Origin of the sequence: Enterobacter sp. KB-221C9, from assembly GCF_041320715.1 — a bacterium.
Lineage (GTDB): Bacteria > Pseudomonadota > Gammaproteobacteria > Enterobacterales > Enterobacteriaceae > Enterobacter > Enterobacter asburiae_D.
This window is the reverse complement of record NZ_JBGIWG010000002.1, coordinates 274,622-289,064: the sequence shown is the minus strand read 5'-3', so window position 1 is coordinate 289,064 and position 14,443 is coordinate 274,622. Positions and strand designations below refer to the sequence as shown.

Sequence of the window (14,443 nt, the reverse complement as noted above, 5' to 3'; positions counted from 1 at the left end):
ACCTATGTCATTAAGTCAGGACATTCTCGCCGAGCTGGCGGAAATTAAACCCGGTTCCCCTCTGGCAGAGGCGCGCGCCACGCGTGATGCCGCCACGCGCCACGCGCAGGGCAGCTACGAAATCCTGTTTAGCCAGCAGGATGGTGATTTTGCACTCGACGAGCGCTTCGCCGTGGCGGCAAAAGTCGCCCGTTGGCACAGCGCGGAGGCGCTGGCCGCGCACTATGCGGGGTTTGGCCTGGCCGACCCCACCTCAGAACGCCTGACCCCGGCGCTGAATTTCGCGCGGCTGCTGACGTTCTCCCCCGTCGAAGCGACGCCTGCGGCGTTGAAGGCGCTGATCCAGGCGGGATGGAGCAAGGAAGGCATTGTTACCCTGGCGCAGCTCGTCGCGTTTGTGAGCTTCCAGAGCCGACTCATCACCGGGCTGCGGCTGCTGAACGACAAGCCCGTCGCCAAAAGCGATGCGCCGGTGGCGGCAGGCATCTGGCACACAACCGCAACAACGGTCACCGGAAAGGCGGCCCCCGTCGCGTTTACCCAGCAGGAGCTGGGATGGGAACCGTGGATAGCGGCCAAACCGCTGGCGGATTTCCGTGACGATGAGGTTGCCATCCTGGCGAAATTTGGTCATACCGATTCCGACTACTTCCGCCTGCTGGGGCGCAATCTGCCGGTGCTTGAACAGCGCACGCTAACGGATAAAGGGATTTTTTATACACCGGGGGGATTGCCGCGCGCCGAGCGCGAGCTGGCCGCAACGGTCGCCAGTAAAATCAACGGCTGCATTTACTGCGCATCTGTCCATGCGCGTAAGGCCAGCCAGCTGTCAAAGGATGACGCTGCGGTAGAGGCGCTTCTGGCGGTGCGTCCGGGGCAATCTCTGAGCGAGGGGCAATCCGCACGCTGGCAGGCGGAAATCAATTTTGCGGCGGCGCTGTCGGTCACGCCGCCTGCCGCCACGCCGCTGCACCTTGCCGCGCTGGAAAAAGAGGGGCTGGATACCTTAGCGCAGCTTGATCTGGTGCAGTCCGCCGCGTTCTTCGCCTGGGCCAACCGCCTGATGCTGACCCTGGGTGAGCCCTGGCTTGCCTGAAACCTGTCAGGCTAGCGCGCGAGCGTTAGCCTGAGCCCGTCTGGCCCGAAGATGACCGTAGATCAGCAGCGCACTCATGGCCGAGAAAGAGAGTATTGCCGCCGGCAGCGTGACGTAACGCCAGCTAAAGCCGAAGGTAATCATCATCCCGCCAAAATACGCGCCAATCGCGCTGCCGAGATTAAACGCCATCTGCCCCCCTGCCGCCCCCAGCATCTCACCGCCCTTCGCATTTTGCAGAAGCAGAATTTGTAGCGGCGCAGAGAGTGCGAACAGCCCGGCACAGCAGATAAAGCCCATGACCAGCGAAGCCGTTTTCAGTTCGCCAAAGGCGAAAAGCAGCAGCAGTGAGGCGACAATCACCATGTCGGTGGTGGCCGCAATGCGCAGCGGGCTAAACCGGCCCGAGAGTTTACCGCTCAGCAGATTGCCCAACACCATGCCAAGCCCCATCAGCATCATGACGATCGTCATCACGCCTTCGGTGAAGCCTGAAACGTTGACCATAAACGGCTTAACGAAGCTGAACCACGCGAACACGCCGGCGTTGCCAAACATGGTGGCGGCAAAAATCAGCCAGGGTTCTGGTTTTTTCATAAAGTGGAACTGCTCGGTCAATTTGATTTCTGACGTGTCGTGGATGTCCGGCACCCAGAGCAAAACCGAGAGGATCACCAGCGCGTCAAACACGGCAATCAGAAAAAAGGTATAGCGCCAGCTGAACTGGTGCCCGAGCCAGGTCCCCAGCGGTACGCCCACCAGGTTGGCTACGGTCATACCGGCGATCATTCCCGCCACCGCGACCGTCACCTTACCCGGTGGCGCAATTTTCGAGAGGATAATCGCCCCGACGCCAAAAATGGCCCCGTGCGGAAAACCAGAAATCAGCCGTCCCAGCGCCAGCCAGAAGTACGACGTGGAAAACGTAAACAGGGCATTGCCGACAGCGGACATCGCCACCAGAAACAGCAGCGTGGTTTTTAAGGAGAACTTACCGGAAAACAGCGCCATAATCGGGGCGCCAATCACCACGCCGAAAGCATAAAACGAGATCATATTCCCGGCGGAGGGAATCGAAATACCCGTGTCATGTGCCAGTTCGGTGAGCACGCCCATAATGCCAAATTCAGCCATTCCGAGGCCAAATGTGCCAAGTGCCAACGAAAAAATTGTCTTTTTCATACTTCAACCACTGGTTAATCACTCGCGACGGGCATTATTGAATAATCTTGTATGGTGAGCCAGTTCAAATCCGTTGGCTGACAGGTTAATCCATTACTTCAGGAGTTTTCTCCAATTGCTACGCGGCAGGAATGGCAAATAAAAAGCCCCGGCAGGTGTCAGGGCTTCAAAAGGTTTAAGGTGTAGCTTTCACAGTGCGCTTTCTGCCACTGTTTTGGCGCGTGTAATAGCGCCAGCATTGAAAATGGGGTGCTCGTGATTGTTCGTTATGTCACGAACGCGGTAGATTTTCCATGCATCATCTTCACGACGAAGAAATACTTCAAGGTGTATGCTTCTCCCGTTACCCGCCCCTTCAGTGACCTGGACGACTACTCCGTTTAAAAAGGGCCTGGCGTTTTCGACTCGTAACGCAGGTATCCATTCGCGAGAGTAATCCTGGGTATACGTAAAATAATCAGACTCCATTAACTCTTGTTCAGAGATTTCCTGAATGGCATCAATCCGGGAAATAGTATCAGCAGAAACATATTTACGCAGTTCGTCGGCAGGATAAGGCCTGGCTTCATCGCTGCCATATGCGGAAAGATAGGATTTATAAAATGATTCGGCAGCGTCTTGCGCGCACTGATCTTGTTTGGCAGCCGAACTGCATCCCACCAGCAACATAACGAATGACAAAAATATCCTTTTCATTAATGCATCCTGTAAATTTTAAAAGAGGGTTGCATCTTGCGATACCCAGGCCCCGGATACATGCTTTTTTGAACAAAGTCAGAAATCCACTGCGTACCGTCATACATAGTCATGTGACCTATGCCATTTCCACCGGGGTACGGCTGTATCACAGCCACATCGCCAGAAATTAAAGTTGAACCGGGCGGCAGCTCACTAAACCCAGCGCGTAATAATTCCGCCCCATAATCTTTTGCATAATCTGTGTTCGGTACCTTAACACCTCCAGCCATAATGGCCAGGCGGGTAAACTTAGCACATTCACTATGAGAGTGCCCCAGAGCGTGTGAACGGAGATACGAAACCGCAGCTTCTTTATTCCAACTCATTCTTAGTTCCCTTAAGTAAATATGAATGAAATTATCACGCTAACCACATAGAGCGTGTGGGATTAAAAGTGCTGATTTTATTGCATCTGCATAAGGGAACGGGTGCCAAACGTCTTCGTGAACATCTCAGTATCTGCCTTAAAAAGTGCTGTGAAATTAATTACCTAAAAACATTACGTATAATATCAGGTGGATTACACTTCATAGTGCGGCCTCGCTTTTTCCGCGCCGGACAACCTGAGGATGACAATCATGGGTAGCAAAAAGAAAACCAGTGTCGCTGTTGATGTCGTAACGAATGCACCGCTTAAGACCAAAGAGTACGAACAAGAGCTTCGTCGCCTGCACGTGGAACTGGTTAAGCTCCAGCAGTGGGTCGTCGCCAAAGGTCTCAAAGTGTGTATTGTTTTTGAAGGACGCGACGGTGCCGGTAAAGGCGGTACCATTAAAGCGATTACCGAGCGCGTCAGTCCTCGCGTGTTTCGCGTTGTTGCGCTGCCGGCGCCAACTGATAAAGAAAAAAGTCAGCTCTACTTCCAGCGCTATGTACCGCATCTGCCTTCGGCTGGCGAAATAGTGATATTCGATCGCAGCTGGTATAACCGCGCGGGCGTGGAACGGGTAATGGGTTTCTGCACGGAGGAACAGGCGGAGAAATTTTTGGACGGCGCACCGGTCATGGAAAAAGCGATGGTGGATGCCGGGATTATCCTGCTGAAGTACTGGCTGGAGGTGACGCCTAAAGAGCAGGAGCGCCGCCTGCGCGATCGAATTAACGACGGTCGTAAAATCTGGAAGCTTTCGCCGATGGATATTAAATCCTTTAACCTGTGGGACCAGTATACCCTCGCGCGCGACGCTATGTTTGAAGCCACCGATACCGCCTGGGCACCGTGGTTTGTGGCGCGTTCAGAAGATAAAAAACGCGTGCGCCTGAATATTATTTCGCACCTGCTTTCGCAGATCCCCTATAAAGAAATACACGTAGACAAGGTGGATTTACCGAAACGTAAAATTGGTAAAGTCAAACCCACAAAATACCCGTTCCGGTATGTGCAGGAGCGGTTCTGATATAGCAGGAGTAGGCCCGCGCAAGCGCAGCGCCGCCGGGCAAAGCCGACGGCGCAGGGCTCACTTCATTCCTTCCGTGCTTTCCTGTTTCGCTTCCAGACGTTCCACATCACGATACCAGCGCGGGTGGTGTTTCTGCGCCCAGCGGCGGCTCACCTTCCCTTCAATCATCCCTTTAATCGATCCTTTTACCCAGAACGCCATATACATATGGATCAGGATGGCGTGGATCAGAATGATGGCCGACGTGGCGTGGATCAGCAGCGCGTAGCGAATCACCTGAATCGGGAAATAGTGCGCAAAATACGGACGCCAGATAATCACCCCGGTCACCAGCAGCACAAAAATCATGCTCATGATGGTCCAGAACATCATCTTCTGCCCGGCGTTGTATTTCCCCACCTTCGCAACTTTATGCTCGTTCCCCTTCAGGACTTCGACGATCCCTTTCACCCACGGGATATCCTGCTTGTCCGGGATATTATGGTGGACAAAGCGCACGAACATAAACATCAGCACCACGAAAATCAGCACGCCGAAGAACGGATGCAGAATGCGCCCCATCTGCGGCGTACCGAAGGTTTCGGTCAGCCACTGCAGCGTCGGGAAGAAGAACGAAATCCCCGACACCGCCACCAGGAAGAAGCAGATCACCACCGTCCAGTGACAGGCGCGGTCGACAAACTTCGTGCGCACTATCATTTTCGACTTACTCATGATGATCCTCCTCGTCGTCATCCACCTCTTTGTTTGGCCCGATCCCGATGTAGTGATAAATCAGCCCCGCAAAGGTAGCGATAAAGCCCGCCGCCGAGAGCGGTTTAAGCGCCCCTTTCCACAGGTTGATGGAGGTATCGATCGCCGGATCCTTCGGCAGGTTGTGGTACAGCTCCGGCTGGTCGTTGTGGTGCAGCACATACATCACGTGCGTACCGCCCACGCCCTGCGGGTTATAGATGCCCGCATTCTGGTAGCCGCGCGCTTTCAGCTTGTCCACACGCGCCTGCGCCACGTCCAGCATCTCTTTTTTGGTGCCGAAGTGGATAGCCCCGGTCGGACAGGTTTTGACGCAGGCAGGCTCCTGCCCGACGCTGACGCGGTCCACGCACAGGGTGCATTTGTATACCCGGTTATCCTCTTTATTGAGGCGTGGGATATTAAACGGACAGCCCGCGATGCAGTAGCCGCAGCCGATGCAGTTGTCCTGCTGGAAGTCGACGATCCCGTTGGCGTACTGAATAATCGCGCCGGCAGACGGGCACGCCTTCAGGCAGCCCGGATCTTCACAGTGCATGCAGCCGTCTTTGCGGATAAGCCACTCCAGCCTGCCGTTCTGGTCGGTTTCGCTAAAGCGCATTACCGTCCAGGATTTAGCGCTCAGATCCGCCGGATTGTCGTAGACCCCGACGCAGTGCCCCACCACGTCGCGGATATCGTTCCACTCCGAGCACGCCACCTGGCAGGCCTTACAGCCCACGCAGGAAGAGACGTCGATGAGCTTGGCAACCTCTGCCTTGTAGTCCCGCGCGCGGGGCGCGGGCGTTATCGGGTTGGTCGCGGAGCGTTTGATAACGTCTTGTGTTTCCATCGCCATTGAATCGCTCCTTACGCTTTCTCGATGTTGACCAGAAACGCCTTGTACTCCGGCGTTTGCGAGTTGGAATCGCCGACGTTTGGCGTCAGGGTATTGGCGATGTAGCCTTTCTGCGCCACGCCCTCAAAGCCCCAGTGCAGCGGAATGCCCACGGTTTCCACCTGCTGCCCGTGCACGTTCAGACTTTGCAAACGACGGGTCACCACCGCCACCGCGCGAATAAAGCCGCGCTTGCTGCTCACCGTCACGCGGTCGCCGTTGGCAATGCCTTTCGCCTTCGCCAGCGTCTCGCTGATCTCCACAAACTGTTCCGGCTGCGCGATAGCGTTAAGCCGCGCGTGCTTGGTCCAGGTATGGAAATGCTCGGTCAGGCGGTAGGTTGTCCCCACGTACGGGAACTTGTCCTTTTTGCCTAAGCGCAGAACGTCGTCTTCGTAGATGCGCACTACCGGGCTGGAGATCACGTTTGGATGCAGCGGGTTGGTGCCCAGCGGCGTTTCCATCGGCTCGTAGTGTTCCGGGAACGGCCCTTCTGCCAGCTTGTTGAGGGCAAACAGGCGTCCCAGCCCTTCCGGCTGCATGATAAACGGCCCGGTGTTGCTGCCCGGCGCGGCGGTGTTGTAGTCCGGGATATCGTTCCCCGTCCACTTCGCCCCGTTCCACTGGATCAGCATGCGTTTCGGATCCCACGGCTTGCCGTTGATGTCCGCCGAGGCGCGGTTATACAGCACGCGGCGGTTGAGCGGCCACGCCCACGCCCAGCCCAGCGTATTGCCCAGCCCGGACGGATCGGCGTTGTCGCGGTTGGCCATCTGGTTGCCCTGCTCCGTCCAGCTGCCGGTGTAGATCCAGCATGACGACGCGGTCGTGCCGTCGTCGCGCAGCAGCGCGAAGCTGTTCAGCAGCTGGCCTTTCTTCGCCACCAGGGTGCCGTTCGCGTCATAGAGATCCGCCAGCGCCACGCCGTTGTTCTCTTTGGCAACTTCCTCTGACTCAGGGCGATCGGGCTGCTTGTAGTTCCAGCTCATTTTCAGCAGCGGCTCGGCGCCTTTGCCCCCTTCGGTGCGGTAAATTTCGCGCAGACGATGGTAAATCCCGGCCAGGATCTCGCCGTCGTTACGCGCTTCGCCCGGGGCGTCCTGGCCTTTCCAGTGCCACTGCAGCCAGCGGCCGGAGTTGGCAATAGAGCCGTCTTCTTCTGCAAAGCAGGTAGACGGCAGGCGGAACACCTCGGTCTGAATCGACGCCGGATCGACATCGTTTGATTCCCCGTGGTTCTGCCAGAAGGTGGAGGTCTCGGTCACCAGCGGATCGATAACCACCATGTACTTCAGCTTGCTCAGGCTGCGAACGACTTTGTTTTTGTCCGGGAAGGAGGCCACCGGGTTAAAGCCCTGGCAGATATACCCCGTGACGTTGCCCTTATCCATCATGTTGAAATACTTGATGACGTCGTAGGACTGGTCCCACTTCGGCAGCCACTCAAAGCCCCAGTCGTTCTCCTTCTGCGCCGCATCGCCATAGAAGGATTTCATCAGGCTGACGTAGAACTTCGGATAGTTGCTCCAGTAGTTCACCTGATCCGGCAGCGTCGCTTTTGGCGTATTCGCGGCCAGATAGCTTTGCAGATCGGCCTGCGTCTCAGACGGCAGCGTCAGGTAGCCCGGCAGGCTGGTCGACAGCAGGCCGAGGTCGGTCAGGCCCTGGATGTTGGAGTGACCGCGCAGCGCGTTTACGCCGCCGCCCGCCATGCCCATGTTGCCGAGCAGCAGCTGGATCATCGCCATGGTGCGGATGTTCTGCGCGCCGACGGTATGCTGCGTCCAGCCCAGCGCGTACAGGAACGTCGTGGTTCTGTCTGCGGCGCTGGTTGAGGCCAGCACTTCACACACCTTCAGGAAGTCCGCTTTCGGGGTGCCGCAGATGTTTTCCACCACGTCCGGCGTGTAGCGGGAAACGTGCTGCTTCAGCAGGTTCCACACGCAGCGCGGGTGCGTCAGGGTCTCATCACGCATCGCGTAGCCGTTTTCGTCGAACTGATAGTTCCAGGATGTTTTATCGTACTGGCGTTTTTCAGCGTCATAGCCGCTAAACAGCCCGTCATCGAAGGCAAAATCATCCCGCACCAGCAGGTTCGCGTTGGTGTAGTGCTTAACGTAGTCCGCGTTAATTTTGTTGTTTTCGATCAGGTACAGCAGTACCCCAGACAGGAACGTAATGTCCGTGCCGGAGCGGATTGGCGCATAGATATCGGCCACCGATGCCGTACGCGTAAAGCGCGGATCGACGACGATAAGCGTTGCGTCGTTGTTGTTTTTCGCTTCCATCGCCCAGCGGAACCCCACCGGATGGGCTTCAGCGGCGTTACCGCCCATCACCACCACGACGTTAGCGTTTTTGATATCAACCCAGTGGTTGGTCATCGCACCGCGACCAAATGTTGGAGCAAGACTTGCTACCGTTGGTCCGTGTCAGACGCGCGCCTGGTTATCTACCGCCAGCATGCCGAGAGAGCGCACAAATTTTTGCGTCAGCATGCCGGTTTCATTACTCGCCGCAGACGCGCACAGCATCCCGGTGGAAAGCCAGCGGTTGACCGTTACGCCCTGCGCGTTCTTTTCAATAAAGTTGGCGTCGCGGTCGGCTTTCATTAATTTGGCAATACGGCAAAAGGCCTCATCCCAGGAGATACGCTGCCATTTATCAGAACCCGGCGCGCGGTATTCCGGGTAGCGCAGGCGGTTTTCGCTGTGAACATAGTCCAGCAGCCCCGCCCCTTTCGGGCAAAGCGCCCCGCGGCTCACCGGATGATCCGGATCCCCTTCAATATGGTAAATCGCTTCTCTGGCGTTCTTCGCGCCATCGCCCAGGCTATACATCAAAAGCCCACAACCTACGGAGCAGTATGTGCAGGTGTTACGGATCTCTTTTGCGCGCAGCAGCTTATAGTTGCGTGCCTGAGCCAGCGCCATTTTGGGAGCAAATCCCAGCATGGCTGCCGTTGTTCCGGCCATACCGCCCGCGCAGATTTTAAAAAATTGTCTGCGGCTGACGTCCATTGTTGTCCTCGTTTTCGAATAAGACTTGGCGCCGCAAACTAACAGTAACTCCCCTGATTTTTTTGCGTCAAATCAAGGTCATCTGTCTTCACCCCCTTAATAGTCACCCCCGGAATATTTAAATACCCCTTTTTGATTAACGGTTTAAGAGAATAATTCGCGACAGCGTCAGGATGAATGCGATACATTTTTCGTTTGATTTTTATTGCAATGGCGAAGTAATGGACAGAAAAAGAGCAACGCTTATTGGGCTGGCGGCAATACTGTTATGGAGCACCATGGTCGGCCTAATTCGCAGCGTGAGTGAGGGACTGGGCCCGGTAGGCGGTGCGGCGATGATATACACCCTCAGCGGATTACTGTGTCTGGTGACGGTAGGATTTCCTGATATCAGGCGGTTTTCACCCCGCTATCTTATTGCCGGCAGCGTTTTATTTGTCAGCTACGAAATATGCCTGGCGCTGTCGCTGGGCTATGCCGCAACGCGCGCTCAGGCCATTGAAGTCGGTATGGTGAATTATCTCTGGCCAAGCCTGACGATTGTGTTTGCCATTTTGTTCAATGGTCAAAAATCTACCCTGTGGGTGATCCCCGGGTTAGCCATCTCGCTGCTGGGCGTCTGCTGGGTATTAGGGGGCGAACAGGGGTTACATCTTGATGAAATCACCCGCAATATCGTGTCCAGTCCGCTGAGCTATGCGCTGGCATTCGCCGGGGCATTTATTTGGGCCGCCTACTGCACGGTCACCAGTAAATTTGCGAAAGGGCAAAACGGTATCACCCTGTTTGTTTTGCTGACAGCGCTGAGTCTGTGGGTGAAATATGCCCTCAGCGATCAGCCCGAGATGGTGTTCACGCTTCCGGTGGTGGTAAAACTCGTGATGTGCGGGGTAGCCCTTGGGTTTGGTTATGCCGCATGGAATATTGGCATCCTTCACGGTAACGTCACGGTACTGGCTGCCGTATCCTATTTCACCCCGGTCCTCTCAGCCGCGCTTGCCGCCGCAGTGCTGAATTCCCCACTCTCCTTCGCATTCTGGCAAGGCGCGCTGATGGTCTGCGCCGGGTCGTTGCTGTGCTGGTACGCCACCAGAAAATAATGCCAGTTTTGCTGTCGGGTAATATTTATCCCGACAGCAAAAAATTAACATAAATTTAATATGTGAGCGCACGCCAAAATATTCATCAGGCCAGTAGTGCGCGTGTTTAGACTCTGTTTATATTAGCGTCCTTTCGTAAATTTCCATTCACTTCCATTGACATAAATTGACACCGGCTCGTGATTAGTTACTTGCGAATACTCACGATCTTAATAGCACAAAGTGCAATAGTGTGTTTCTGTTTATTTCATTTAATAGGACGGAAATTCCGTACATAAAAGGTTTAAAACAAGGCATTACGGCTAAAATGGCCACTCACCCCTCACCAAAAGAACGAAAATACCGATAATTACCATTTTTTATAAAACCACAGCGTAACTATATTTCCGGCAATCAATCACGCAAAAAATTGGATGAATATTCATCAATTCACGCCATTTCACCGTCATTTACCCGATCTCGATCACACTAACTGAAATTATTACTAATAATTTGAAACTTATTATTGAAATAGGACTACAAGATTTTTAAAAATAGCATGCCATTGACGATTAGCCTCGTTTAGAAATTGTTCAAAGTGGCTCAGGAAATACCAAAGAAAATTATAAGGAATATTTAAGATGAAACTTAAATTAGTTGCAGTGGCAGTGACTTCCATGTTGGCAGCAGGCGTTGTAAACGCGGCTGAAGTTTATAACAAAGACGGTAACAAGCTGGATCTGTACGGTAAAGTAACAGGTCTGCACTATTTCTCTGATGATTCCAGCAACGACGGCGACAAAACTTACGTTCGTCTGGGCTTCAAAGGCGAAACTCAGATCAACGATCAGCTGACCGGTTACGGCCAGTGGGAATATGAGTTCAAAGGCAACCGTTCTGAATCCCAGGGCGCTGACGGCAACAAAACCCGTCTGGCATTCGCGGGTCTGAAATTCAACGAATTCGGTTCATTCGACTACGGTCGTAACTACGGTGTTGCTTACGACATCGGCGCATGGACTGACGTTCTGCCAGAGTTCGGTGGCGATACCTGGACTCAGACCGATGGCTTTATGACTGGCCGTACGACTGGCGTTGCAACCTACCGTAACACCGACTTCTTCGGTCTGGTTGACGGTCTGAACGTTGCTGCTCAGTACCAGGGTAAAAACGACCGTAATGACATCACCGAAGCGAACGGTGACGGCTGGGGTCTATCTTCTACCTATGAAATGGACGGCTTCGGTGTTGGTGCAACCTACGCTAAATCTGACCGTACTGACCGTCAGGTTGCTGCAGGTCGCGTCGCTAACACCGTTAACGCTGGCGGTGAAAACGCAGAAGTATGGGCTGCTGGCCTGAAATACGATGCGAACAACATCTACCTGGCAACTACCTACTCTGAAACCCGCAACATGACCAACTTCGGTGACGGTTATATCGCGAACAAAGCTCAGAACTTCGAAGTTGTTGCTCAGTACCAGTTCGACTTCGGCCTGCGTCCATCCATCGCTTACCTGAAATCCAAAGGTAAAGACATCGGTTCATACGGCGACCAGGATCTGGTTGAATACGTTGACGTTGGCGCGAGCTACTACTTCAACAAAAACATGTCTACCTATGTTGATTACAAAATCAACCTGGTTGACGACAACAGCTTCACCAAAGCAACTGGCGTTGCTACCGACAACATCGTAGCTGTAGGCCTGACCTACCAGTTCTAAGATTTGTCACGATAAAAAGCCAGCCCATGTGGCTGGCTTTTTTTATACGGATTTCTGGCGTCAAAAAGGAGTACGCCATGCACATATTCAAAGGACGCTGCTTGTGCGGAATGAGTCAGTTCAGCGCGAGCCTCAACAATTTTGACGTATACGCATGTCACTGCACGCAATGCCAGAAGTGGTCGGGCGGTATTGCCATGTATCTTGAGACGCAGGGCCAGCCGCTGGTAGAGCAAGACTCCATCTCCCCTTCTCATTTTGCGTCATCCGCACGCGGCGAACGCTGGTTCTGTCCCGGCTGCGGCTGCCCGCTGTGGTTCAAACTGACCTCAACGTCGCGCTACTTCATTCCCTGGACGCTGCTTGAGATGAGCGAGGATGAACGACGTCGGCTGGTGCTAGCAGCAGAAATCTACACCGAAACCCAACCTGCGTTTTTTGGCCTGACCGGGCAATACGCGCGCTACAGCGGATCGGAAATGGAAGCGCTGGACAAACACTGCCTGCTTACGCCGTAAGTGGTTCAACGCTCGCCGCCCGACGCAGCCAGTTTTGCAGCAGCTTACCGTCCTCGGTCATCTCTGAATCTGAACGAACGCAGAGGTGATAGTCGCGCCCGTCATCAATGGGTAAGTCAAATATCTTCACCAGCTCGCCGCTCTCAAGATAAGGTGCGATCAGCGGCTCGCGCATCAACGCGCAGCCCAGCCCGGCCTGCACGCCCGCCAGCGTTAACAGCCCGTCCTCAAACAGAGGGCCGCTGCGCCGGAGCGGGCGTTTTACCCCCTGCAGCAGAAACCACTGCGGCCACGTGGTGCGCTCCTCATCATGCAGCAGCGGCATTTGCAGCAGCTGCTCAGGCGTGTCGATATGGCCATGAATGCGCAAAAAAGCGCGGCTGCACACCGGCACCATCTGTCCGGAAATCAGTTTTTCGCTCTGATAGCCCGCCCACTGGCCGTTACCAAAACGAATCGACATATCCGACGCATCGCTCAGATAGTTACGGTGGTTGGCATACACTACGTTGATCTCGGTCTGCGGATTGGCACGCATGAAATCAGGCAGGCGCGGAATAAACCACCCCATGCCGAAAAGCGGGATCAGGCTAATGGTGACCTGACGCGTTTGCGCCTGCTCAGCCAGATGCTCCGTTGCCTGGCGCAGCACGTTAAACGCCGCACGGATCGAGCGGTAATATTCACGTCCGTGCTGGCTCAGCACCAGCCTGCGCCCCTGACGCTCCGTCAGCGGCATTTGCAGATACCCTTCGAGCACCTTGAGCTGATGACTGACCGCCGACGGTGAGATATCCAGCTCCTGCGCGGCCAGCGTGACGCTGCCCAGCCGGGCGATGGCCTCAAAGGCACGGACAGCCCGAAGCGGCGGATCGTTTGCCAGGCGGCTTTCTGCATACGCAGACAAATCCGCCGATTGTTCTGTTTTATTCATATGTTGATTTCTTTAGGCTTTTCGTCCGGAAATGCGATTATATTATCTTTATATAAATCATTAAGATAATGCAATATCGGTTTATCATAAGAAATAATTTATGTGTATTTTACAATTTAATTCATTTATCGGATGGTAGCCGCAGAGAGAGCACTTTGCGGGTACAGACGTTGGATACATTCATACAACAACTGATCAACGGTGTGATGCTGGGAAGCATCTACGCGCTGATCGCGCTGGGCTATACCATGGTGTATGGCATCTTGCGCATTATTAACTTTGCTCACGGCGATATTCTGATGGTTGGCGCGCTCACCACGCTCTCCGCCATTAACGCCCTGAACGCCACCTTTCCGCACATGCCGCTGCTGTTGCAGCTTGGTGTTGCCCTGGCGATTGCCATGGCCGTTTGTGCCCTGCTGGCAATGGCCGTGGAGCGCTTTGCCTACCGCAGACTGCGCAACGCACCGCGCCTGGCGCCGCTGATCTCGGGTATCGGCGTCTCGGTCCTGCTGCAAACCGTGGCGATGATTATCTGGACGCGCAACCCGCTGATGTTCCCGCAGATCCTACCCATGGACCCGATCGCCGTAACGTCAGGAAGTGAACTGCATCCCCCTGCCATTGTGACCGTCACCGGCATTGTTACCGTGGCGCTGGCGCTTGCGGTAATGACCGGGCTTTGGCTGCTGGTGGAATACACCCGTCTGGGCCGCGGCATGCGCGCCGTGGCGGAAAACCCGCGCGTGGCCACGCTGATGGGGGTTAACCCCAATGCCATTATTGCCCTGACGTTCGCCATTGGCGGCGTATTTGCCGCGCTGGCAGGCGTGATGATGGCCAGCAACTACGGCAACGCCAGCTTCTCGATGGGCTTTTTGCCCGGGATTAAAGCCTTCACCGCCGCCGTGCTGGGCGGGATTGGCAACATTCGCGGCGCCATGATTGGCGGGATCCTGCTCGGCATTATCGAAGCGCTGGGAGCAGGTTATCTGGGGGAACTGACCCACGGCGTCTTTGGCAGCAACTATCAGGACGTTTTTGCCTTCATGGTCCTGATTCTGGTGCTGGTCTTCCGTCCGGCAGGCCTGCTGGGCGAGCGCGTGGCGCACAGGGCGTAAG

At 54.9% G+C, this 14,443-nt stretch carries 13 protein-coding genes; 6 read left to right on the top strand and 7 right to left on the bottom strand.

All coding sequences use genetic code 11. The features are described 5' to 3' along the window. Positions 1–4: 4 nt before the first annotated feature. On the top strand, positions 5–1,096 hold the full coding sequence (locus AB8846_RS03485; protein WP_370732035.1) for an alkylhydroperoxidase domain protein: 1,092 nt from the start codon (positions 5–7) through the stop codon (positions 1,094–1,096). Positions 1,097–1,102: 6 nt separating this feature from the next. Here AB8846_RS03485 and araJ read toward each other — a convergent pair whose 3' ends face one another. The 3 genes from araJ to AB8846_RS03470 form a co-directional block, all read right to left on the bottom strand. After that, complete coding sequence (araJ, locus tag AB8846_RS03480; RefSeq protein ID WP_370732034.1) at positions 1,103–2,278, bottom strand: MFS transporter AraJ; 1,176 nt, start codon at positions 2,276–2,278, stop codon at positions 1,103–1,105. Positions 2,279–2,467: 189 nt separating this feature from the next. Further along, a complete protein-coding gene (locus tag AB8846_RS03475; protein WP_370732033.1) occupies positions 2,468–2,974 on the bottom strand; it encodes a DUF3828 domain-containing protein in 507 nt (168 codons plus the stop codon). Further along, positions 2,974–3,342 carry a hypothetical protein gene (locus tag AB8846_RS03470; protein ID WP_370732032.1) on the bottom strand — a complete coding sequence of 123 codons (369 nt, stop codon included), beginning with the start codon at positions 3,340–3,342 and terminating at the stop codon, positions 2,974–2,976. The genes AB8846_RS03475 and AB8846_RS03470 overlap by 1 nt, the downstream gene beginning before the upstream one ends. 252 nt (positions 3,343–3,594) lie before the next feature. Between AB8846_RS03470 and ppk2 the strand changes: the two genes are divergently transcribed. After that, a complete protein-coding gene (gene ppk2, locus AB8846_RS03465; protein ID WP_370732031.1) occupies positions 3,595–4,413 on the top strand; it encodes a polyphosphate kinase 2 in 819 nt (272 codons plus the stop codon). 60 nt (positions 4,414–4,473) lie between these two features. Here ppk2 and fdnI read toward each other — a convergent pair whose 3' ends face one another. From fdnI to fdnG, 3 genes are read right to left on the bottom strand one after another with little or no spacing between them, the layout of a single operon-like run. Then, positions 4,474–5,130, bottom strand: coding sequence for a formate dehydrogenase-N subunit gamma (gene fdnI / locus AB8846_RS03460; protein WP_032640727.1), 657 nt, complete (start codon positions 5,128–5,130; stop codon positions 4,474–4,476). Next, positions 5,123–6,007 (bottom strand): formate dehydrogenase subunit beta, encoded by an 885-nt coding sequence (fdxH, locus tag AB8846_RS03455; protein ID WP_370732030.1) that lies wholly within the window; start codon positions 6,005–6,007, stop codon positions 5,123–5,125. Before fdxH ends, fdnI begins: the two co-directional genes overlap by 8 nt. A gap of 11 nt (positions 6,008–6,018) precedes the next feature. Then, entirely contained in the window at positions 6,019–9,066 is a 3,048-nt protein-coding gene (fdnG, locus tag AB8846_RS03450; protein ID WP_370732029.1) for a formate dehydrogenase-N subunit alpha, read from the bottom strand. Positions 9,067–9,287: 221 nt separating this feature from the next. Here fdnG and yddG point away from each other — a divergent pair, with 221 nt between their 5' ends. The 3 genes from yddG (at position 9,288) to AB8846_RS03435 (ending at position 12,387) form a co-directional block, all read left to right on the top strand. Further along, a complete protein-coding gene (gene yddG / locus AB8846_RS03445; protein ID WP_370732028.1) occupies positions 9,288–10,166 on the top strand; it encodes an aromatic amino acid DMT transporter YddG in 879 nt (292 codons plus the stop codon). A 620-nt stretch (positions 10,167–10,786) separates the two neighbouring features. After that, complete coding sequence (gene ompC / locus AB8846_RS03440; RefSeq protein ID WP_063142693.1) at positions 10,787–11,869, top strand: porin OmpC; 1,083 nt, start codon at positions 10,787–10,789, stop codon at positions 11,867–11,869. Positions 11,870–11,946: 77 nt separating this feature from the next. After that, a complete protein-coding gene (locus tag AB8846_RS03435; protein WP_063142692.1) occupies positions 11,947–12,387 on the top strand; it encodes a GFA family protein in 441 nt (146 codons plus the stop codon). Here the strand turns inward: AB8846_RS03435 and AB8846_RS03430 are convergent. Continuing rightward, complete coding sequence (locus tag AB8846_RS03430; RefSeq protein ID WP_370732027.1) at positions 12,377–13,321, bottom strand: LysR substrate-binding domain-containing protein; 945 nt, start codon at positions 13,319–13,321, stop codon at positions 12,377–12,379. The genes AB8846_RS03435 and AB8846_RS03430 overlap by 11 nt on opposite strands. A gap of 170 nt (positions 13,322–13,491) precedes the next feature. Here AB8846_RS03430 and AB8846_RS03425 point away from each other — a divergent pair, with 170 nt between their 5' ends. Continuing rightward, positions 13,492–14,442, top strand: coding sequence for a branched-chain amino acid ABC transporter permease (locus tag AB8846_RS03425; RefSeq protein WP_063142690.1), 951 nt, complete (start codon positions 13,492–13,494; stop codon positions 14,440–14,442). Position 14,443 lies beyond the last annotated feature (1 nt).